Source organism: Thermoactinomyces vulgaris, assembly GCF_005886755.1.
Lineage (GTDB): Bacteria > Bacillota > Bacilli > Thermoactinomycetales > Thermoactinomycetaceae > Thermoactinomyces > Thermoactinomyces vulgaris.
Genome location: NZ_CP039710.1, coordinates 1717801 through 1739396, shown reverse-complemented (window position 1 = coordinate 1739396; position 21596 = coordinate 1717801). Strand labels below are relative to the sequence as shown.

The window sequence follows — 21596 nt, the reverse complement described above, 5'->3', positions numbered from 1 at the left end:
TTTTTTGATTGACACAAGTGTCACCATTGTTTATGATCTTAAGTGACACTTGTGTCAATTTGCATTCAAAGTGACAGTATTGTTACTTTCATGGAAAGGGGAAAACGGATAAGCGATGCACAAGGTTCTGCAAGCAGTGACGGATCGTGTGACAACAAAGAAGGGAGTTTGGATCACGTTGGCCGTATGGCTGATTGCCGTGGTTCTGCTCGCCCTTTTTGCTCCGGGGGCAAAAGATTATGAGGTGAGCCAAGTGGACTCTCTCCCGGGGGAAGCCCAATCGGTCATTGCCCAAAAGAAACTGGATCAGTACTTTCGTCAGGACGGAACACCCGCCATTTTTGTTTTTCAGTCAAAACAAGGGGAATTGAAAGCCGAAGCGCTTTTGGAGTTGTTGAAGAAAATTGAGGGAGCGGATCCGAAGGGACTGGAAGCCGCCGTTCCCCTGCAAAACCTGCCTCCCCAGGCAATGATGGGATTTTTCTCGGATGACAAGACAACCGCAGTCCTTCCTTACATGTTTGATGAATCGCTGGAAACAAAAGAGATCAAAGAGGTAAGGGATCAAATTTTAGAGGTAGCCGGGAATCATCCGGATATTCAGCTTTATGTGACCGGACCGGCCGGAATCGCCGCGGACACACTGGATCTTTTCTCCAGAGCAGATCTGGTGCTTCTTTTCTCGACAATCGGGTTAATCCTTGTACTTTTAATTGTGATTTATCGTTCTCCATTGTTGGCCCTGATTCCGCTGATTGCCGCGGCATTTGTTTATGAGGCTGTGATGCAGATTCTGGGATTGATGGGGAAAGCCGGGCTGGTATACAGTAATCAGACGGTTTCGATTATGTCGATTCTCTTGTTTGCAACCATCACGGATTATTCTTTGTTCGTCTTTTCCCGTTTCCGGGAAGAACTGAAGGTGCATGAGGACAAATTTGCCGCCATGAAAGCGGCCATGAGAGGCACGGGAATGCCGGTCTTCTTCTCGGGTGGAACGGTTTTGGCCGCCATGCTTGTTTTGTTCTTTGCCCAGTTTGGGGATTACCGGAACTTTGCCCCGACTTTTTCCACGGCGATGGCGGTGGTCATGCTGGCATCCGTGACCTTGATTCCTGCTTTGTTTGCGGCTTTCGGAAGAAAGGCATTTTGGCCCAAAGTGCCTCGGGTCGGGGAAGCGAATATCAAAAACAACGCCATTTGGAGCCGGATTGGACATACGGTCGTCAAGAAACCGGGGGTTTTTGTGGCGGCCATCGGGATTTTTCTCCTTTTGTCGGCAAGCTATTTGGCGAACTTGAACTATGAGTTTGACACGATGAAATCGTTCCCGGAAGATATGCCTTCGCGCCAAGGGTATGAAGTGCTGGAGCAAAAGTTTGCCAAAGGGGATTTGGCACCGACCACCGTTCTGTTGGAAGCCGAGGAGAAGGTTACCAAAACGCAGATGGATTCCTTGCAACAGACGTTGGAAAAACAGCCGCTCGTCAGCCAAGTGCGTCCCAACGGAACGGACGAATCCGGAAAAGTGGTCCGTTTTCAGCTGACTTTTGACGAAAATCCCTATGCGGTGAAAACCATTGATGCCATGGAACAAATGGTCAACCATTCGGGGCAGATTTTAAATGAGAGCGGATTGAAAGGCAACTTGTACTTTGCAGGGGAAACCGCCCACAAAGTGGATGACCGCATCATCAATAACCAGGACACTTGGCTCATTGTCCTGTTGGAAACCATTTTGATTTTCTTGCTCCTGATTGTTTTGACCCGATCCTTTAAGATGCCGGTATACATGATGGGAACCATTTTGATATCGTTTTTGGCCGCGTTGGGGCTGGGAATGCTGTTGACCAAGTGGTTCTTCGGCATTGATTCCATCAGCAACCGGGTTCCGCTGTATTCGTTTGTGTTTCTGGTGGCACTGGGCATCGACTATAACATCATGCTGATGTCCAGGTTCCAGGAAGAGCGGAAAAATCACACCGTCAAACAAGCGATCGAAAATGCCGTGGCCAGCACGGGAGGGGTTATATCCTCCGCCGGAGTCATTTTGGCCGCCACCTTTGCGGTATTGATGACCCAGCCGATACAGCTTTTGTTTGTCTTTGGTTTCATTGTGGCTGTGGGCATTTTGTTGGACACTTTTTTAATCCGGGGCATGTTGTTGCCGGGCATGGTGGCATTGTTTGAAAAAGACAAAGCGGAGAAAGAGAAGGATCCTGCTTCCGCCGCCGGGCTTTTGGATAAAGCCTGAAGACGCGGCGGGGAGAAATAAAAAAAGAGGATGGGGGAAGAAACCCTTCATCCTCTTTTTTGTTCGCTCAAAAAGTTAAGAGGAAATTTTGCTTTTTTGACTTTTGAGCCGGTTTCTTTTTTTGTCATGGTGAAAAATGAAACCACCCAGAAAGGCGATGCTGGCCAGAAATAAGATGAGGGAACCGGTAAACGGCAACCAGGCAAAGGATTGGCCGGACAGAAAGTCGTGGAACATGTCGCGCATCCATTTCCAACTGTATGCGGCCGATGCTCCCGGAATGCACATGATAATGATGGCCAAGATACGTTGATACACAGGTTTTGATGGTTTCATCGATCCGGTCCGTCCTTTCTGTATCTTCTTTAAACATAGTAGCGCAGGTTAGCGGATATTACCACCCGCTTTTCACAGAAACAATATGATAAGATGAATGGCGAAGGAGGAAGGAGGAATTCCGATGAAAACGTTTCTTATTGTGGGAGGCGGTCAGGGCGGGATTGCCATCTTGCAAACCTTGTTGTCCATTGATTTTGTCAAAGTGATCGGAGTGGTTGATTTAAATCCTGACGCTCCTGCGATTTCAGAAGCTGAGAAACATGGGATTCCCACAGGAAGGCAATTCGAACCTTTCCTGGATCCGGCGCCTGATGTGGTATTGGAAGTGACGGGAGATCCGAAAGTTTATGACCGGCTGGGGGAAATGAAACATGAAGATACCCTGTTGATCTCAGGCGCGGTGGTTGATCTGTTGATCCGGCTGGTGGAAGAAAAAAAGAAGTGGTTCATGGCTTACAAGCGCCGGCAACAAGAGTTGGAAACAATTTTGGATTCCACCCATGACGGAATGATCGCGGTGAATAAAGAAGCCCGGATCACGTTGTTTAACCGGGCGGCAGAGAGGATGATCGGAACCTCGGCCGGGAAAGTGCTGGGGAAAAAAATTGAGGATGTGATCCCAAAATCCCGTCTGGAGTGGGTCTTGCACAACGGAAAAGCGGAACTGAATCAAAAGTTTAAACTTCCAAGCGGAATGGAGATATTGACCAACCGTGTTCCGGTGAAGGGGCAAGACGGAAAGGTGATCGGAGCAGTTTCAGTATTCCGGGACATCAGCGAGCTGAAGAACATGTCCCAACAAATCATCGATTTGGAAAGCATGAAAAGCTTGCTGCAGGCCATCATCGATTCATCGGAAGATGCCATTTCCGTCGTGGACACCAACGGAATGGGGATCCTGATCAATCCGGCCTACACCCGTTTAACGGGACTGAAACCGGAGGACATTATCGGGAAGCCGGCGGATACGGATATCTCCGAAGGGGAAAGCATGCATATGAAGGTGCTCCGGACCAAAAAACCGGTTCGCGGCGTCCAATTAAAAGTGGGTCCCCATCGGAAAGAGGTGTTGGTCAATGTTGCGCCGATCATGATGGAAGGGGAATTGAAAGGCAGTGTGGGAATTATACACGATGTTTCCGAGATCAAGCGGCTGAACCGGGATCTCGAACGGGCGCGCCGGATTATCCGAAACCTGGAGGCCAAATATACATTTGATGACATTATCGGAAGTTCCGAAACGATGAGATACAGCATTGAACAGGCAAAGCAAGCGGCGGAAACCCGGGCGACCGTCTTGTTGAGAGGGGAATCGGGAACCGGGAAGGAATTGTTTGCTCATGCCATTCACAATGCCAGTGACCGCAAATACAACCAGTTTGTCCGGGTGAATTGTGCCGCTTTGTCCGAATCCTTGTTGGAAAGCGAGTTGTTCGGCTACGAAGAAGGAGCGTTCACCGGGGCAAGGCGCGGCGGAAAAAAAGGCCTTTTTGAAGAAGCCAACGGCGGAACCATTTTTCTGGATGAGATCGGCGAGCTGAAGCCGAGCACCCAGGCAAAACTGCTCAGAGTGCTGCAGGAAAAAGAGGTTTTGCGGGTGGGAGGCACCAAATCGATTCCGATCGATGTCCGGGTGATTGCGGCAACTAATGTGTATTTGGAAAAAGCCATTCAGGAGAAACGCTTCCGGGAAGACTTGTATTACCGCCTGAACGTATTGCCGATTCACATTCCCCCGCTTCGCATGCGGAAAGAAGACCTGGTGGATTTGGCCCGGCATTTGATTAAAAAGTTTAACCAGGAATATGGCCGGAATGTGGAAGAGATTGACTTGGAAGCGATCCAAACCTTGCATCAATATTCCTGGCCGGGAAACGTACGAGAATTGGAAAACGTTTTGGGGCGGGCCATGATCAATATGGAGTTTAACGAAAGGGTCATGAGGAAAAAACATTTGCCGCCCTTGGATTTATCCCGGGCAAAAGAGGGACAAGATTTGGAAGGCCGGTTGGAAAGTGGTACAGATATTCAACCTTTGAAAGATGTTATACAACAATTTGAAAAAAATTATTTAAAAAAAGTGTATGAAAAAACCAACAAGAACAAAACGGAGACAGCCAAAGCGCTGGGGATCTCCGTTCGAAGCCTTTATTACAAGCTGGAAAAATACGATCTGATTTGATTTTGCAAAAAATTGCATGAAAAAAATTTCCTTTCTCTGCACAGTTTTGCAAACGAAAAAAATCTAAAATAACAAAAGCTGCTAATAAAATCGCGGGATTTTCATTTTTTGATCCGGTTGGCATGCCATTTGCATATCAGTATGTCGGCCGGCGAAATCGTAAAAACTATCGTTGATGAAATGAAAGGAACGACTCAAACAATCAGCCGGAATGAAGAGGTGTTAAGTATGTTAAGATCCTTTGAAGAAATACTAAAAAAAGCAGAATCTTTGCCTTCGGTCAAGGTTGCTGTCGCAGCAGCCGATGATCAGGATGTGTTGGAGGCTGTTCGTGATGCCATGCAACATGGAATTGCCGATTTCCTGTTGTTTGGGGACGAAGCCAAGATCCGGGAGATCAGCCGAGAAATCGGTCTTGATATCAAAGACGGGCAAATCATTCATGCGGATTCCCCCGCACAAGCTTCAAAAATGGCAGTATCCGCCGTTCGTGACCAACAAGCCGATGTGGTGATGAAAGGGATGGTTCAAACGGCTGACTTTTTGCGGGCCGTCTTAAATAAAGAAAAAGGCTTGAGGACCGGCGCCGTATTGAGCCATGTGGCCACGTTTGAAGTTCCGGGATATGATCACTTGATTCATGTCACCGACCCGGCATTGAATGTGGCTCCGGATCTGAAAGAAAAAACCCAAATTGCCCAAAATGTGATCCGGTACTGTCACACACTCGGAAATACCGAACCGAAAGTTGCGGTCCTGGGTGCAGTGGAAGTGGTGAATCCCAATATGGATGCGACGCTTCATGCTGCCGCGCTCGCACAAATGAACCGCCGGGGCCAAATTAAAGGTGCTTTGGTTGACGGGCCGTTTGCTTTGGACAATGCAGTGTCCGTGAGAGCAGCGGAACATAAAGGAATTGACAGTCCGGTTGCAGGACGTGCGGATGTTTTGTTGGTGCCGGACATTGAGGCAGGAAACATGCTTTACAAGTCCATGGTGTATTTTGCCAACAGTAAAATCGGTGCCGTTGTTTTGGGAGCTGCCGCCCCGGTGGTATTGACTTCCCGTGCGGACTCGCCGGAATCCAAATTGTATTCGATTGCGCTTGCCGTGTTGCAGGCAGCTGCCCAATGATCTGATTGAGGAGGAATGAAAGATGAAAATCTTCGATTACATGGAAAAATATGATTATGAACAACTCGTCATGTGCCAAGATAAAGAGTCCGGTCTCAAAGCCATCATTTGTATCCATGATACCACCCTGGGGCCGGCTCTGGGTGGTATGCGCATGTGGACTTATGCTTCGGAAGAGGAAGCCATTGAGGATGCGCTGCGCTTGGGAAGAGGGATGACTTACAAAAATGCGGCTGCCGGCTTAAATCTCGGCGGCGGAAAAACGGTGATCATCGGCGATCCGAGAAAAGACAAAAACGAAGCCATGTTCCGTGCCTTGGGACGCTTTATTCAAGGTTTGAACGGACGGTACATCACGGCGGAAGATGTGGGAACCACCGTGGAAGACATGGATATCATTCATGAGGAAACCCGTTACGTGACAGGCGTGTCGCCCGCTTTCGGTTCCAGCGGCAACCCCTCACCGGTGACCGCTTACGGCGTATACCGTGGAATGAAAGCGGCTGCAAAAGAAGCTTTCGGCGATGACTCACTCGAAGGCAAAGTGGTGGCTGTTCAAGGAGTGGGACATGTTGCTTACGAATTATGTAAGCACTTGCATAATGAAGGGGCCAAATTGATTGTGACCGACATCAACAAAGAAAATGCAGACCGTGCCGTGCAAGAATTTGGTGCCGAATTTGTTCATCCGGACAAAATCTATGATGTGGAATGCGACATTTTTGCTCCTTGTGCGCTCGGGGCGATCATTAATGACGAAACCATTGAACGCTTGAAATGCAAAGTGGTGGCCGGTTCGGCAAACAATCAGCTGAAAGAAGAGCGCCATGGAAAAATGCTTGAAGAAAAAGGAATCGTCTATGCGCCGGATTATGTCATCAATGCCGGAGGCGTGATCAATGTCGCCGACGAATTGTTGGGTTACAACCGTGAGCGTGCGATGAAAAAAGTGGAAGGCATTTACGACAATATCCTGAAAGTGTTTGAGATTGCAAAACGGGATGGCATTCCGAGTTATCTCGCAGCAGACCGCATGGCGGAAGAACGGATTGAAATGATGCGCAAAACAAGAAGCACATTTTTGCAAGATCAACGCAACCTGATCAATTTTAACAACAAATAAGGGATGGAAAATTGCAGGCAGATTAGAATGGAGTGTTGAAGGTGGAGCCGATTCGGGTTCTGGCAATTAACCCTGGATCAACTTCGACCAAAATCGGTGTGTTTGCGGACGAAAAACCGATTTTGGAAGAAACATTGCGCCATGATCCAAATGAAATAGCAAAGTTTAAAGACATGTTTGACCAATATCCGTTTCGCAAACAGGTGATTCTGGACACCTTGGATCGCGAAGGGATCAACTTGAACAAACTGGACGCCGTGGTCGCACGCGGAGGGTTGTTGAGACCGATTCCGGGCGGAACTTACAAAGTGAATGAAGAAATGATTGCTGATCTGCGTTCAGCGGAATATGGCACGCATGCTTCCAACCTGGGTGCCATCATTGCCCAAGAAATTGCGGATCAATTGAATATTCCGGCATTCATCGTGGACCCGGTGGTGGTGGATGAATTGCAACCGGTTGCACGGATTTCCGGGATTCCTGAAATTAAGCGGAGAAGCATTTTCCATGCTTTGAACCAAAAAGCAGTGGCCCGGCGCGTTGCCCAAAAATTGGGGATGACCTATGAAAAAAGCCGTTTCATAGTTGTGCATATGGGAGGCGGCATCACCGTGGGCGCGCATCTGGAAGGCCGGGTGATTGATGTCAACAACGGATTGAACGGAGAAGGACCGTTTTCGCCCGAACGTGCGGGGACGGTGCCGGTTGGCGATTTGATTTCACTCTGTTTTTCCGGCAAATACTTTGCCAGTGAAATTATGCGCATGGTTGTCGGGAAAGGCGGACTCATGGGTTATCTGGGAACGACGGATGCCCGCGAAGTAGAAAAGATGATTGAAAACGGGGATGAAAAGGCAGCTTTGATTTATGAAGCGATGGCTTATCAAGTGTCCAAAGAAATCGGAGCTTATTCCACGGTGTTAAACGGACAAGTGGATGCCATCATTTTGACGGGCGGTCTGGCCTACGGGAAATCTTTCACCAAAATGATCCAAGATCGTGTGGAGTGGATTGCCCCTGTGCATGTGGTCCCTGGAGAAAATGAATTGCAAGCATTGGTCGAAGGAACGTTGCGTGTGGTTCGCGGCGAAGAAGAGGCCAAGCATTATCCACCGATAGAAAAAGGAGTCGAGGTAGTCCATGGCTGAGAACTATGATCTCGTCGTATTGGGGGCCGGGCCCGGCGGTTATGTCGCCGCCGCCCGTGCCGCCCAACTGGGAATGAAAGTGGCTGTTGTCGAAAAGGAACGCTTGGGAGGCGTCTGCTTAAATAAAGGATGCATCCCGACCAAAACTTTGTTGAGAAGCGCTGAGCTTTACCAAAATATGAAAAACAGCGAAGAATTTGGAATCGCCGTCGGGGATGTCAATCTGGAATTTGACCGGGTGCAAAAAAGAAAACAAAAAGTGGTCGATACCTTGCATAAAGGAGTCGAGGGACTTCTCAAGAAAAATAAAGTGGATGTTTATTACGGAACCGGCCGCATTTTGGGCCCGTCCATTTTCTCGCCGATGCCCGGAACCATTTCCGTTGAGCACGCGGACAGCAGTGAAGAACCGACGATGCTGGTTCCCAAAAACGTGTTGATTGCAACGGGTTCCAGGCCCAGAACATTGCCGGGGCTTGAAGTCGACGGTCAATTTGTCATGAACTCGGATCATGCCTTGCAAATGGAAGAGCTTCCGAAATCCATGATTATCATCGGAGGCGGCGTTATCGGTGTTGAGTGGGCTTCCATGCTCAGCGACTTTGGTGTGGATGTCACCATTGTGGAGTATATGGACCGGATTTTGCCTTTGGAAGATGAGGATGTCAGTAAGGAGATGGCCCGTCTTTTGAAGAAGAGAAAAGTAAAAATCCTGACCGGTGCCAAAGTGCTGCCGGAAACTGTCACTGCTCAGGGTGGAAAAGTGACCATGCAGGTGGAAAAAGGCGGGGAAGTGACAACACTGGAGGCCGACCGCACCCTTGTATCCGTCGGGCGTGAAGCCAACATCGATGACATTGGCTTGCAAAACACCTCGATCAAAGTGGAAAAAGGTGTGATTCAAGTCAATGAATTCATGCAGACGGAAGAAAGCCACATTTACGCCATCGGTGATGTCATCGGCGGATATCAATTGGCTCATGTGGCTTCGCATGAAGGAATTTTGGCAGTGGAACACATGGCCGGCAAAGAAGTTTATCCGATTGATCCGCTCACCATTCCGCGATGCACATACAGCCGTCCGGAAGTGGGAAGCATCGGTTTGACAGAGGCGCAGGCCAAAGAGAAAGGCTATGAAGTCAAAGTCGGCAAGTTTCCGTTCCGGGCCGTCGGAAAATCATTGGTATTCGGAGAAATGGACGGATTCATAAAAATCATTTCTGACAAGAAAACCGATGACTTGCTGGGTGTGCATATCATCGGTCCCCATGCAACCGATATGATTTCGGAAGCCGGGTTGGCGAAAGTATTGGATGCAACGGCTTGGGAAATTGCCCATACCATTCACCCGCATCCGACATTATCCGAGGTTTATGCCGAAGCAGCGATGGCTGTCGACGGAAAACCGATCCATGGTTAACGAAAGGGGCGTTTTTTGATGAGCGAATTGAACCATCGGGAATTGGGATTAAGCGATGACCAAGTGTTGGATATGTACCGTTACATGCTTTTGGCGCGCAAAGTGGATGAGCGCATGTGGCTTTTGAATCGGGCCGGTAAAATTCCCTTCGTGATCTCTTGTCAAGGTCAGGAAGCCATCCAGGTGGGGGCTACGTTTGCATTGGATCGCGAAAAAGACTGGCTCTGCCCTTATTACCGTGATTTGGGCATGATGCTGGTATTTGGGCAAACCGCCAGAGACCAAATGCTGTCTGCCTTTGCCAAAGCAGAAGATCCAAACAGCGGCGGACGCCAGATGCCCGGACACTATGGAGATCACCGTTTCCGCATTTTAACCGGTTCCAGCCCTGTGACGACCCAGGTGCTTCATGCGGTGGGAATCGCTTATGCCGGTAAACTGGAAAACAAAGATCATGTGGTACTCACCACTTGCGGGGAAGGTTCCAGCAACCAGGGGGATTGGCATGAGGCATGCAACTTTGCGGGGGTTCATAAACTGCCTGTGATCTTTATGGTGGAAAACAATAAATATGCCATTTCCGTGCCGCTCTCCAAGCAAGTGGCCGGGGGCGAAGTATGGAAACGGGCAGAGGGATACGGATTCCCCGGCATCAAAGTCGACGGAAACAATCCACTTGAAGTTTACAAAGCGGTCAAAGAAGCAGCCGAACGTGGCCGGAAGGGAGAAGGTCCGACCTTGATCGAAGCCGTTTCCTACCGTTTGGTTCCGCACTCCAGTGATGATGATGACCGTACTTACCGGGCACGGGAAGAAGTGGAAGAAGCAAAGAAAAAAGACTCATTGGTCGTCTTTAAAAATTACTTGATGGATCAAGGTGTGTTGACCGAGGAGAAAGAAAAAGAAATTCAGGATCAAATCGCCAAAGAAGTCAATGATGCCACGGATTATGCGGAAAAAGCACCTTATCCGGAACCTGAAACCATTCATGATCATGTATATGCCTAATCGAGCAGGAGGGAATGAATATGCCGGTCATTTCATATATTGATGCGGTGACACAAGCACTGAAGGAAGAAATGGAACGTGATTCACGTGTTTTCGTGCTTGGAGAAGATGTGGGGGTGCGCGGCGGTGTTTTCCGGGCAACCGACGGCCTGTATGAACAGTTTGGGCCGGACCGGGTGCTGGATACACCCCTGACGGAATCTGCGATTGTCGGAGTCGGTATTGGTGCAGCGGCTTACGGGATGCGTCCGGTGGCTGAAATCCAATTTGCTGATTTCATCATGCCGGCGTATAACCAAATTGTCAGTGAAGCGGCACGGATTCGTTATCGCTCCAACGGCACCTGGCATGTGCCCATGGTGATTCGTGCACCGTACGGCGGAGGCGTTCACGGAGCGTTGTACCATTCACAAAGCGTGGAAAAGCTGTTCACCGGTGTTCCCGGATTGAAAATTGTGATGCCATCCACTCCTTATGATGTCAAAGGATTATTAAAATCGGCGATCCGCGATGACGACCCGGTGTTGTTCTTTGAGCACAAACGTTGTTATCGGTTGATTAAAGGAGAAGTTCCGGAAGAGGATTATACCGTTCCGATCGGAAAGGCGGAAGTGAAGCGGGAAGGATCCGACGTCACCGTGATTACCTACGGTCTGATGGTTCACTACGCTTTGCAGGCTGCTGAAAAATTGGAAAAAGAAGAAGGAATCAGCACCCATGTGCTGGATTTGCGCACATTGGTACCGCTGGATAAAGAAGCGGTTCTCGATGCAGTGAAAAAGACGGGAAAAGTGATCGTGATTCATGAGGATAATAAAACAGGAGGATTTGCCGGGGAAGTTTCTGCGGTCATTGCCGAAGAAGCCTTGTTTGAATTGGATGCCCCCATCAAACGTCTTTGCGGTCCGGATGTACCTGCCATGCCGTACAGCCCGCCGCTTGAAAAAGAGTTTATGTTGAATCCGGAAAAAATCGCAAATGCCATTCGCGAATTAGCAGAATTCTAACCAGATGAGGAGGTTCTTCCCAAAATGGCGACCGATATTTTAATGCCTCAGCTCGGGGAAAGTGTAACCGAAGGCACCATTGCAAAATGGCTGAAAAAACCAGGAGATCCTGTAGCCAAATATGAACCGATTTGTGAAGTGTCCACAGACAAAGTGAATGCCGAAGTTCCGTCAACTTATGAAGGAAAAATGGCGGAAATCATTGCTGAAGAAGGCGAAACCGTTGAAGTCGGGCAACTCATTTGCCGCATCGAAGTGGCAGGAGAAGAAGGCGGAACAGAAGAACCGGCAAAAGAAGAAGCTTCCGCTCCCGCCCGGGAAGAAGCAAAAGCACCGGAACAAAAACCGGCCGCACAAAAAGATGATTCCAACAAACACCGTTATTCTCCGGCCGTCATGCGCCTGGCTCAGGAAAATAACATCGATTTGACGCAATTGACCGGAACCGGAAAAGGGGGACGGATCACCCGGAAAGATGTACTCAAAGCGATTGAAGAAGGTACCGGTCGGGCCGCTGCTCCGGCTCAACCGTCTCACACGGCGGCTGCGGAAAAAGCGGCCGAACCCAAAGCCGCGGCAGACAAACCCGCTGCCAAACCGGGATCCGGTTCCGGCATTGTACTGGAAAATGGCGACACCGAGATTCCTGTGTCCAGCGTGCGCCGTACCATTGCCAACCGCATGGTGCAAAGCAAGCATGAAGCTCCCCATGCCTGGACCATGATGGAAGTGGATGTAACGGGACTTGTGGAATTGCGCAACCGTATCAAACATGACTTCCAAAAACGCGAAGGGGTCAAGTTGACCTTTATGCCTTTCTTCATCAAGGCGGTTGTGGATGCGCTCAAAGAGTATCCGATCCTCAATTCGGTTTGGGCGGACGACAAAATCATCTTGAAGAAACGCATCAATATTTCGATGGCCACGGCCACCGATGATGCCTTGTATGTACCGGTGATCCATGATGCGGATGAAAAAAGCATTTTGGGACTGGCTAAAGCCGTGCAGAACTTGGCCGAAAAAACACGGAATGGAAAATTGGAACTGGCCGACATGCAGGGCGGAACGTTTACGGTGAACAATACCGGTTCTTTCGGTTCGATCCAATCGCAACCCATCATCAATGCGCCGCAGGCAGCCATCCTGTCCTTTGAAGCAATCGTGAAGCGACCGGTGATCTATAACAACATGATTGCCGTCCGGGACATGATGAACATTTGCTTGTCCCTCGACCATCGGATTCTCGACGGCCTGGTGGCAGGACGTTTCTTGAATCGCGTCAAAGAACGCTTGGAATCCTATGGCCCCGACACGCAAATTTGACGTTGACCAAAAAAGGCACCCATTTTCGGGTGCCTTTTTTTGATGGAACAAAAAAACAAGGTTCTCACCAGGGCCGATGAAAACCTTGTTACCGCTTTTATTGGAGTCCGATAAAGAAATCATACAAAGCAAGCAATGTCACTCCGACGACTCCCAATGTAAAGATGCCACCGATCACAAAACCGGGTTTGTTCCCGGTTTTTTTGTTGTACCATGCTCCGCGTACGGCAAGAATACTGATGATGACCAAAAGCGGTACCATAAAGTAATCCATCGTCATTCCACCTACTTTCTCAAACTCCAGTCGTTTTCAGTATAAACCTGTGAATGATTCATTAACCGTTATTATATGGAAATCAGAATAAAACATACCGGTGCAAGTGGAAGTTGCAACCAGCGTAACAATGAAGTAAACCATGGCTTGAACCCAGGCCGATTGTAAAATAATTTACCTCAGGTTACATTGTAACCAACATTGTCACCAATGTCCATGTTCTTTCCGATCGTAAAAAATCATTCAAAGATGATAAATATTTGTTATATTAAGAAGTGAAAGCGTTTTATCATATCTTGAGAGGAGACTGTCAATAATGAATAAATCATCCGAGCAAGAAAAATTGAAAATTTGGGAAGAAAAAACCAATCGGCTCCTCCAAAAAACGCCGGAAAGAAAAGAGACGTTTCATACATCTTCGGAGATTGAAGTGAAACGCCTCTATACAGAAGCGGATGTACCGGAAAACCCGGGATTGCCGGGAGAGTATCCTTATACACGCGGGATTTATCCCTCCATGTATCGCAGCCGGCTTTGGACTATGCGGCAATATGCCGGTTTCGGATCAGCCGGGGAAACCAACAAACGGTTTCGTTATCTGTTGGAACAGGGACAAACCGGACTCAGTGTCGCTTTCGACCTTCCCACCCAGATTGGCTATGATTCGGATGATGCCATGTCGCAGGGGGAAGTGGGGAAAGTCGGGGTGGCCATTGACTCCCTGAAAGACATGGAAAGGTTGTTTGCAGGCATCCCGTTGGATCAGGTCAGCACTTCCATGACCATCAATGCACCGGCCAGTGTGTTGCTGGCGATGTATATTGCCGTTGCGGAAAAACAAGGAGTGCCTTCCGAAAAACTGAGAGGAACCATTCAAAATGATATTTTGAAAGAATATATTGCCCGTGGAACTTATATCTTCCCACCGAAGCCGTCCATGCGCTTGATTACGGATGTGTTCCGGTATTGTGCGGAACATGTTCCCAAATGGAACACCATCAGCATCAGCGGATACCACATACGGGAGGCCGGTTCCACCGCGGTTCAGGAGATCGCATTCACTTTGTCCGACGGCATCGCTTATGTGGAAGCCGCACTGGAAGCGGGTTTGGAAGTGGATCGGTTTGCACCCCGTTTGTCCTTTTTTTTCAATGCGCATAACCACTTTTTTGAGGAAATCGCCAAATTCCGTGCAGCCCGGCGCATTTGGGCCAAAATCATGAAAGAGCGTTTCAACGCGTCGAACGAGCGCTCGTTACAATTGCGTTTCCATACGCAAACAGGGGGATCCACGCTGACGGCCCAACAACCGGATAACAACATCGTGCGGGTGACCTTGCAAGCTTTGGCGGCGGTTTTGGGCGGAACTCAAAGTTTACACACCAACTCCCGGGATGAAGCATTGGCCCTGCCCACGGAAGAGTCGGCAAGAATTGCCTTGCGGACGCAGCAGATCATTGCGCATGAAAGCGGTGTTGCCGATACGGTTGATCCGCTCGGAGGATCGTATTATATCGAAGCGTTAACTGACCAAATCGAAAAAGAAGCCTGGCGCTATATTGAAAAAATTGACGAAATGGGCGGGGCGGTCCGCGCCGTGGAGGAAGGGTACATGCAGCAAGAAATCCATCGGGCTGCGCTGGCCATCCAAAGAGAAATCGAATCCGGCAAACAAGTGGTGGTTGGTGTGAACCGTTACCGTTTGGAACAAGAGACCGAACCGCAATTGTTGCGGGTGGATCCGGCCATTGCCAAACAACAAGTGGAACAATTAAGGGAATTGAAAGCCAACCGGAACGCAACGGAAGTGGAGGAAAAGTTAAAGCGCTTGAAAAAAGCGGCGCAAGGGACGGAAAACCTGATGCCTCATATTCTGAATGCCGTCAAAGCTTATTGTACGATCGGCGAGATTTGTCAAGTGTTACGGGAAGTTTTTGGTGAATATCGAGCGGGATAAAAAGGGGGAAATCGAAATGAAACGGACGATCCGTGTGTTGATCGCAAAACCCGGGTTAGACGGCCATGACCGGGGGGCGCTTATTATTGCACAAGCGTTGAGAGACGAAGGGATGGAAGTGATTTATACCGGTTTGCGCCAAACGCCGGAGCAGATTGTTGCCCAAGCGATTCAAGAAGATGTGGATGTGGTCGGCTTGTCTTGTTTGTCGGGGGCTCATAATGAATTGTTTCCCGAAGTGGTGCGCCTGTTAAAAGAACAAGGCGCTGAAGATATTCCGGTGATTGCAGGCGGGGTGATCCCGCAAAAAGATGTGGAGTTTTTGAAACAGCAAGGCATTGCCGAAGTGTTTACGCCGGGAACCCCGACGAAACAGACGGCTGATTATATACGGAATTTGGTTGCCGGAAAGGAGCGTCAGCAGCATGAATGAGGGAAAACCCAAAAAAATCAGCCACATCGGAATTGCCGTTCGCAGTCTTAAGGAAGCCGTTCCTTTGTACCGGGATGTTTTCGGGTTGGAATACGAAGGGGAAGAAGTGGTGGACAGCGAGCAGGTTCGCGTGGCTTTTTTTAAGATCGGAGAAAGTAGGATTGAATTATTGGAACCATTGTCTGAGAACAGTGCGATTTGCAAATATTTGCAAAAGAAAGGGGAAGGGATTCATCACATCGCCCTGGAGGTCAGTGATTTAAAGCAGCGGCTGTCGGAATTAAAAGAGAAAGGGATCCGGTTGATTTATGAACAGCCGAAACCCGGAGCCCATCAAATGAATATCTCTTTTTTGCATCCGAAAGTAACCGGCGGTGTATTATACGAGCTTTGTGAACCTCGTGAAAGAGAGGAGTAAATCACCATGAATATGTACCAAAAGATTGACCAGCTTTATGAAAAGCGCCGCAAAGCTGAAATGGGCGGCGGGGAAAAAAGGATCCGGGCCCAACATGACAAGGGGAAATTAACGGCTCGCGAACGGATTGATTTGCTGCTGGATGATGACAGTTTTGTCGAGTTGAACACGTTTGTGGAACATCGGGCGGTGCATTTCGGCATGGATCAAAAAGAAGCTCCGGGGGAGGGGGTGGTGACTGGTTACGGAAAAATCCACGGCCGGGACGTTTATGTCTTTGCCCAGGATTTCACCGTGTTTGGCGGGGCATTGGGCGAAATGCATGCACTTAAAATTGCCCGCTTGATGGATTTGGCCGCCAAAAACGGGGCTCCGGTCATCGGCTTGAATGACTCGGGAGGGGCACGGATTCAAGAAGGCGTGGTTTCGCTGGATGGATACGGCCATATTTTTTATCGCAATTCCATTTACTCCGGAGTGATTCCCCAGATTTCGGTCATTATGGGTCCTTGCGCCGGAGGGGCCGTGTACTCGCCGGCCATCACTGATTTTGTCTTTATGGTGGAAAAAACCAGCCAAATGTTTATCACCGGACCAAAAGTGATTGAAGCCGTCACCAGAGAAAAAATCAGTTCGGAAGCACTGGGCGGGGCAAAAGTGCATGCCGGTGTGAGCGGAAATGCCCATTTTACCGCGCCGAGCGAGCCGGAGGTTTTGGAGCAGGTCCGGCGCCTCATGCAGTTTCTCCCGCAAAGCTACCGGGAAAAACCGCCCGTGGTTCCGTACCGGGATGAGGATGACTGGATCGAAGAACTGGCGGAAATCGTCCCGGTGGAAGAGACCAAAGTGTATGATGTCCGGAAAGTGATTGAATACATCGTCGATGACGGGGATTTTATGGAAGTCCATGAATCGTTCGCGCGCAACCTGGTGGTCGGTTTCGGCCGGATTGCCGGCCGGACGGTGGGAATTGCCGCAAATCAGCCCAAAGTGATGGCAGGCAGTCTGGATATCGATTCATCGGATAAGTTAAGCCGGTTTATCCGTTTTTGCGACAGCTTCAACATCCCCATCATCACCTTTGAGGATGTGACCGGCTTTTTCCCGGGGGTCAACCAGGAGCATCGCGGGATTATCCGGCATGGAGCCAAAATTTTATACGCTTATTCCGAAGCGACCGTCCCCAAAATCACGGTCATTTTGCGCAAAGCTTTCGGAGGGGCTTATGTTGCCTTAAACAGCAAGGCGATCGGCGCGGATCTGGTATTTGCTTGGCCGAGTGCGGAAATTGCCGTCATGGGTGCGGAAGGAGCGGCCAACATTATTTTTTCCCGCACGATCCAAGAGAGCGAAAATCCGGAACAAACCCGGCAGGAAAAAATCCGGGAATACAAAGAAAAGTTTTCCAATCCTTATATCGCGGCCAGCCACGGCATGGTGGATGATGTCATCGATCCGCGGGAAACCAGACAGAAATTAAAACAAGCTTTAAAGATGCTGGAAAACAAAAAAGAAAGCCGCCCGGCCAAAAAGCACGGGAATATTCCGCTGTAAGGGAAAAGGATGCGAAAAGTGGGAATCCAAAAGGGTTTCCACTTTTTCCTTGAGGCAATATTTTTGATCCGGATGAAAAAAATGGGAAAAGGGGATGATAGGGGAATAAGGAGGTGAAAAAAATAAGAAAGTGGTATGATAAAATATGGTATAAAAAATGAAGTTTGTACCAATTTTTGTTATCCGATTCTAAATCATGGTGTTACAATAAGAAAAAATTTTTTGCATCGAATGGAGGAAGGATTACCATTGGTTAACCAACAACGGCTGATTGATGAATTCATCGAACTTGTCACAACGGATAGCGAAACAGGGGATGAACGGGTCATTTGTGATTTATTGAAGGAGAAGTTGGCAAACCTCGGTTTTGATGTGAAAGAGGATCATTCCTATGAAAAAACCGGACACGGTGCCGGAAATATCGTGGCAACGTTAGGCGGAACGTTGGAAGATGCACCGAAAATCTATTTTACCTGCCACATGGATACCGTCGCCCCCGGAAAAGGGATCCGGCCCGTCATGAAAGATGGATATATCCAATCGGATGGAACGACGATTTTGGGAAGCGATGACAAAGCGGGATTGGCAGCGTTGATGGAAGGAATCCGCCTGATGAAGGAACAAAAAATCCCGCACGGAAAAATTCAATTTATCATCACCGCCGGTGAAGAATCGGGATTAATCGGTTCTCGCCATTTAGACTTGAGTCTGGTGGATGCTGATTTCGGTTTTGCCTTGGATTCCAACGGACCAGTGGGCGAAATCATCACTTCCGCTCCGTCCCAAGTGAAAATTATTGCGACGATTTACGGAAAAGCGGCTCACGCCGGGGTGAATCCGGAAGACGGGATCAGCGCCATCCAGGTGGCCAGCCGGGCCATTTCCAAAATGCGCCTGGGCCGGATCGACAGTGAAACCACCGCCAATATCGGTTCATTTCACGGCGGGACGGCCAGCAATGTGGTTCCGGAAAAAGTGGAGATCATTGCCGAAGCCCGCAGCCGCAATGAAATCAAATTAAAAGCACAAGTCAAGCATATGGTCCAAGCATTTAAAGAAGCGGCAGACGAGCTCGGAGCCCGTGCCGAAGTCGAAACGAACGTGCTTTATCCCTCATTTAAATTCACCGAGGAAGATTTGGTCGTGCAAAAAGCCATGGCGGCGGTGGAACGGGTCGGCCGCAAACCGAAATTAAATGTGAGCGGCGGAGGAAGTGATGCCAATGTCATCGCCGGATACAACATCCCGACGGTGAATCTGGGAATCGGTTATGAAAACATCCATACAACCAGTGAACGGATGCCGGTTCAGGAACTGATCAAAGCAGCCGAACTGGTTGTGGCATTGGTTCAGGAGTGCGCCAAAGTTCCGGTGCCGCAAAGTATTCAATCATAAGAACCCCGGCCGGGGGTTCTTTCTTTTTTTGGACACATACATCAGTTTGCGGTTTTTCTCCGGAAACTATGCATGGCATTCCCGGTGCCCCGGCCGTGAAAATCAGGATGGCGTGTCGGTGCGGAAGTTTGAATCCAGTGTTTTTAATTTATCCATGATCCGCCGCTTGCGGTATAACATCATGCCGGCTTCCGCCACTTCTTCGACCGTGGACCGGTTGATGAAGGCGCCGAAGAGAATGCCGATGACCGGCACGATTTGAAAAAGTTTTTTCCAACCGAAATGGTCACGGTACGTTGCAATCACTTCCCGCCATCCCTGAAATTCGGAGATGGCTTCCCGCTGGCTTTTTTCGGAACCGGTTTCTGCCAGCTGCTTGAGAATGGATTGTTTGCCGACATAGTCGGCGGAAGCAAATTGCAAACATTTGACAATGAAGATTCGCTCTGATTTTTCTTTGGGCTGATAACCGTAGATCATGGCCATTTCTTGCAAGGCGTGAAGTGAAATGCCGAGCAAGGCGGGAATGTCGATGGCCAAAGTGAAGATTCCGCCGAATCCGGTGGTGGCCCCCTGCATGGTGGCGAGTTGCTTGTGTTTTTGCATGGTGTTTTCGGCAACCTCGTTTAACAGGGATAACGGAAGTTGCCCGATTTCTTCCGGCGAAAGGGATGAACCGGGCATCCCTGCTTTCGCGGCGATGTCTGACACGGTTTGGCGTTCCTGAATCAAATATTCGCCGCCGGTTTGAACATAGCTTCCCAATTCATCAAAAAATTTCCCCAGCACATTATGGATGGCTTGAGGCGTGATTTTATCCAACAGCGAAAAAGGGAGCCGTCCGATTTTTTCCCAAAACCACAAATCTTTTTGATCTTTTTCCCATTGGCGGACCCTTTCCAATTCGCTTAACAAGAATTCCTTGCTGTCCTGTGAAAAACGTTTCATTTAGACAGATCCCCTCTTTTCATAACGGAAAGTCACCCGACGTACCGGTTTAAAATGCGGTCCACCGAATGGCCGTAAGATTCACCGAAAACATTCAAGTGAACCAATAAATAATACAATTGATAGAGCGGTTTCCGCTCCGGATAGGATGGAGAAAGCGGGTAAACTTCTTGATAGGAATCATAAAAAGATGCAGGAAATCCCCCGAACAATTCTGTAAACGCGATTTCCAGCTCATGATGGGCAAAGAAGACGGCCGGATCAATCAAAAAGGGAGAGCCGTCCGGGCCGGTGATCCAATTGCCACCCCATAAATCGCCATGGATCAGTGAAGGTTGTACCTGCCCGGGAATCCAACGTTCCAGTTGATTCATCAGCGATTCCAGTTTTTTTCTTCGTGTTCCGGTGATCGTTTGCCGTTCAATTCCCAATTCATATTGAACTTTTAAGCGTTGATCGCGATAAAAGGAGCGCCAGTCGGCCATCCAGGCATTTCGTTGCGGAAGGGTTCCAATCAAATTGTCCTCATGAAATCCGAAGGCTTGTCCGCGAACCTGATGAAGGCGGGCCAGTCCTCTGCCCAGTTGTGGGATGGTTGCAGGGGTTTCCGTTCCTTCAATCCATTCCAACAGAAGCAGGGCGGTTTGGCTTTCTTTTTCATAGAAGGTTCCGTAAACGTCGGGAACGGATAAGGTGTTTGTCTGTTTAATCGCGGTTAATCCGTTGATTTCTTTTTGGAAAAAGGTTTCCGGAACCGGGCGGTTGATTTTGGCGAAATAAGACCGCTTGGCCGTGTCAATCCGGAAGGTTTGATTGATGCTTCCGCCGGAAACCGGGTGAATATCGGGGGGATCCTTTTCATCCATAAGTTGGCGGAGCGCTTTTTGAAGGATGGTTTTCATGTCCGGATCCTCCTGTGCAAAAAGTATCCGGATTTATTTTAACAATTATTTCATTTTGACTAAATAGGGATGTTGGGGATGGCATTTTTCAAGATATTGCTTGACCGTTAATGGATGGACGGCCATTTTCTTTAAACAGGAACGGATTTGCCCGGCGGTTCCCGTCAGGAGAATGCCGTGCGGACCGGCTTTGAATTCCATCTTGCACGCCTCCGGTAACAAAGTGTTTAATTCTTTTTTACGTCAGCGCAAGTGAACTTATACATCCGCTGACGTCTCGGAGACCGGTGCGGGATGAGAAAAAAGACATGGATAAGACATGGAGGGTGCAAACATTGGGGAAAAATATGGAATTTGATTGGACAATTTATATTGGGAATCCGGATGCATATATATATTTACGGGAGGTACGATTCTCCATATAACCTGGTTTCTGAATGGGTTTCAAAGGGACGGTTGCTTCTTCGGGTTGCTGTTATCAAGAGGAAGTTTCCTCAGATCATAAGGAGGGATTTCAATGCACCCTTGGTCACCCTGCGGGAGCATGTATGATGCCACCTTCCAATCCAGCCTGTATCCGCTCATGGGACGGAAGGTTTCCGTGCAAACAATCCGCGGCAGTGTAACGGGAAGGCTCACACACATTCAAAGTGATCATGTCGTGGTTCAATCCGGCGGGGCTCCTTTTTTTATTCGCATGCAACAAATCCTTTGGGTCGTGCCGGTAACCAAAAGCAAAAGACAACCGATGTCTCCTCCGCTGCCTTATTGATGGCA

The 21596-nt window shown here is 48.9% G+C and carries 20 protein-coding genes; 15 read left to right on the top strand and 5 right to left on the bottom strand.

The window, feature by feature from the left end:
• Window positions 1-115: 115 nt before the first annotated feature.
• Window positions 116-2254, top strand: a complete 2139-nt coding sequence (locus tag FA954_RS08875) for an MMPL family transporter (protein WP_062842955.1) — start codon at window positions 116-118, stop codon at window positions 2252-2254.
• Between the two features lie 75 nt (window positions 2255-2329).
• Here FA954_RS08875 and FA954_RS08870 read toward each other — a convergent pair whose 3' ends face one another.
• Window positions 2330-2590, bottom strand: coding sequence for a DUF2627 domain-containing protein (locus FA954_RS08870; protein WP_037997453.1), 261 nt, complete (start codon window positions 2588-2590; stop codon window positions 2330-2332).
• Window positions 2591-2714: 124 nt separating this feature from the next.
• Between FA954_RS08870 and FA954_RS08865 the strand changes: the two genes are divergently transcribed.
• The 8 genes from FA954_RS08865 to FA954_RS08830 all read left to right on the top strand — a co-directional run bounded on the left by FA954_RS08865 (window position 2715) and on the right by FA954_RS08830 (window position 12938).
• A complete protein-coding gene (locus tag FA954_RS08865) occupies window positions 2715-4775 on the top strand; it encodes a sigma-54 interaction domain-containing protein (protein WP_037997454.1) in 2061 nt (686 codons plus the stop codon).
• Between the two features lie 228 nt (window positions 4776-5003).
• Window positions 5004-5909: a phosphate butyryltransferase gene (ptb, locus tag FA954_RS08860; RefSeq protein WP_049720040.1), complete on the top strand. Its 906-nt coding sequence runs from the start codon at window positions 5004-5006 to the stop codon at window positions 5907-5909.
• Between the two features lie 22 nt (window positions 5910-5931).
• Window positions 5932-7032 carry a Leu/Phe/Val dehydrogenase gene (locus FA954_RS08855; RefSeq protein WP_037997456.1) on the top strand — a complete coding sequence of 367 codons (1101 nt, stop codon included), beginning with the start codon at window positions 5932-5934 and terminating at the stop codon, window positions 7030-7032.
• Window positions 7033-7067: 35 nt separating this feature from the next.
• Window positions 7068-8180, top strand: a complete 1113-nt coding sequence (gene buk / locus FA954_RS08850; RefSeq protein WP_037997558.1) for a butyrate kinase — start codon at window positions 7068-7070, stop codon at window positions 8178-8180.
• Window positions 8173-9600 (top strand): dihydrolipoyl dehydrogenase, encoded by a 1428-nt coding sequence (gene lpdA / locus FA954_RS08845; protein ID WP_138615021.1) that lies wholly within the window; start codon window positions 8173-8175, stop codon window positions 9598-9600. The genes buk and lpdA overlap by 8 nt, the downstream gene beginning before the upstream one ends.
• An 18-nt stretch (window positions 9601-9618) precedes the next feature.
• Window positions 9619-10608: a thiamine pyrophosphate-dependent dehydrogenase E1 component subunit alpha gene (locus tag FA954_RS08840; protein WP_037997459.1), complete on the top strand. Its 990-nt coding sequence runs from the start codon at window positions 9619-9621 to the stop codon at window positions 10606-10608.
• Between the two features lie 20 nt (window positions 10609-10628).
• The gene (locus FA954_RS08835; RefSeq protein WP_037997460.1) at window positions 10629-11615 is read left to right on the top strand and encodes an alpha-ketoacid dehydrogenase subunit beta; all 987 of its coding nucleotides are present in this window, start codon (window positions 10629-10631) and stop codon (window positions 11613-11615) included.
• A 24-nt stretch (window positions 11616-11639) separates the two neighbouring features.
• Complete coding sequence (locus tag FA954_RS08830; protein ID WP_049719959.1) at window positions 11640-12938, top strand: dihydrolipoamide acetyltransferase family protein; 1299 nt, start codon at window positions 11640-11642, stop codon at window positions 12936-12938.
• Between the two features lie 97 nt (window positions 12939-13035).
• On the opposite strand, the gene FA954_RS13690 is transcribed toward FA954_RS08830, so the two are convergent.
• Window positions 13036-13212 carry a hypothetical protein gene (locus tag FA954_RS13690; RefSeq protein WP_156097763.1) on the bottom strand — a complete coding sequence of 59 codons (177 nt, stop codon included), beginning with the start codon at window positions 13210-13212 and terminating at the stop codon, window positions 13036-13038.
• A gap of 316 nt (window positions 13213-13528) precedes the next feature.
• Here FA954_RS13690 and FA954_RS08825 point away from each other — a divergent pair, with 316 nt between their 5' ends.
• From FA954_RS08825 to FA954_RS08805, 5 genes are all read left to right on the top strand, one after another.
• Entirely contained in the window at window positions 13529-15169 is a 1641-nt protein-coding gene (locus FA954_RS08825; RefSeq protein WP_037997464.1) for an acyl-CoA mutase large subunit family protein, read from the top strand.
• Window positions 15170-15185: 16 nt separating this feature from the next.
• Window positions 15186-15602: a cobalamin B12-binding domain-containing protein gene (locus tag FA954_RS08820; RefSeq protein ID WP_197052016.1), complete on the top strand. Its 417-nt coding sequence runs from the start codon at window positions 15186-15188 to the stop codon at window positions 15600-15602.
• Window positions 15595-16020, top strand: a complete 426-nt coding sequence (mce, locus tag FA954_RS08815; RefSeq protein WP_049719960.1) for a methylmalonyl-CoA epimerase — start codon at window positions 15595-15597, stop codon at window positions 16018-16020. The genes FA954_RS08820 and mce overlap by 8 nt, the downstream gene beginning before the upstream one ends.
• 12 nt (window positions 16021-16032) lie before the next feature.
• Window positions 16033-17574 (top strand): acyl-CoA carboxylase subunit beta, encoded by a 1542-nt coding sequence (locus FA954_RS08810; protein WP_037997563.1) that lies wholly within the window; start codon window positions 16033-16035, stop codon window positions 17572-17574.
• A gap of 249 nt (window positions 17575-17823) precedes the next feature.
• A complete protein-coding gene (locus tag FA954_RS08805; protein ID WP_037997469.1) occupies window positions 17824-18969 on the top strand; it encodes a M20/M25/M40 family metallo-hydrolase in 1146 nt (381 codons plus the stop codon).
• Between the two features lie 102 nt (window positions 18970-19071).
• On the opposite strand, the gene FA954_RS08800 is transcribed toward FA954_RS08805, so the two are convergent.
• Genes FA954_RS08800 through FA954_RS08790 form a run of 3 tightly spaced genes read right to left on the bottom strand, consistent with a single transcriptional unit; the run spans window position 19072 to window position 21020 of the window.
• Complete coding sequence (locus FA954_RS08800) at window positions 19072-19917, bottom strand: EcsC family protein (protein WP_138615020.1); 846 nt, start codon at window positions 19915-19917, stop codon at window positions 19072-19074.
• Between the two features lie 32 nt (window positions 19918-19949).
• The gene (locus FA954_RS08795; protein ID WP_138615019.1) at window positions 19950-20819 is read right to left on the bottom strand and encodes a fructosamine kinase family protein; all 870 of its coding nucleotides are present in this window, start codon (window positions 20817-20819) and stop codon (window positions 19950-19952) included.
• 45 nt (window positions 20820-20864) lie between these two features.
• Window positions 20865-21020: a Z-ring formation inhibitor MciZ gene (locus tag FA954_RS08790; protein WP_138615018.1), complete on the bottom strand. Its 156-nt coding sequence runs from the start codon at window positions 21018-21020 to the stop codon at window positions 20865-20867.
• 316 nt (window positions 21021-21336) lie between these two features.
• On the opposite strand from FA954_RS08790, the gene FA954_RS08785 reads away from it, so the two are divergent.
• Window positions 21337-21591, top strand: coding sequence for a DUF2642 domain-containing protein (locus FA954_RS08785; protein WP_232357307.1), 255 nt, complete (start codon window positions 21337-21339; stop codon window positions 21589-21591).
• Window positions 21592-21596 lie beyond the last annotated feature (5 nt).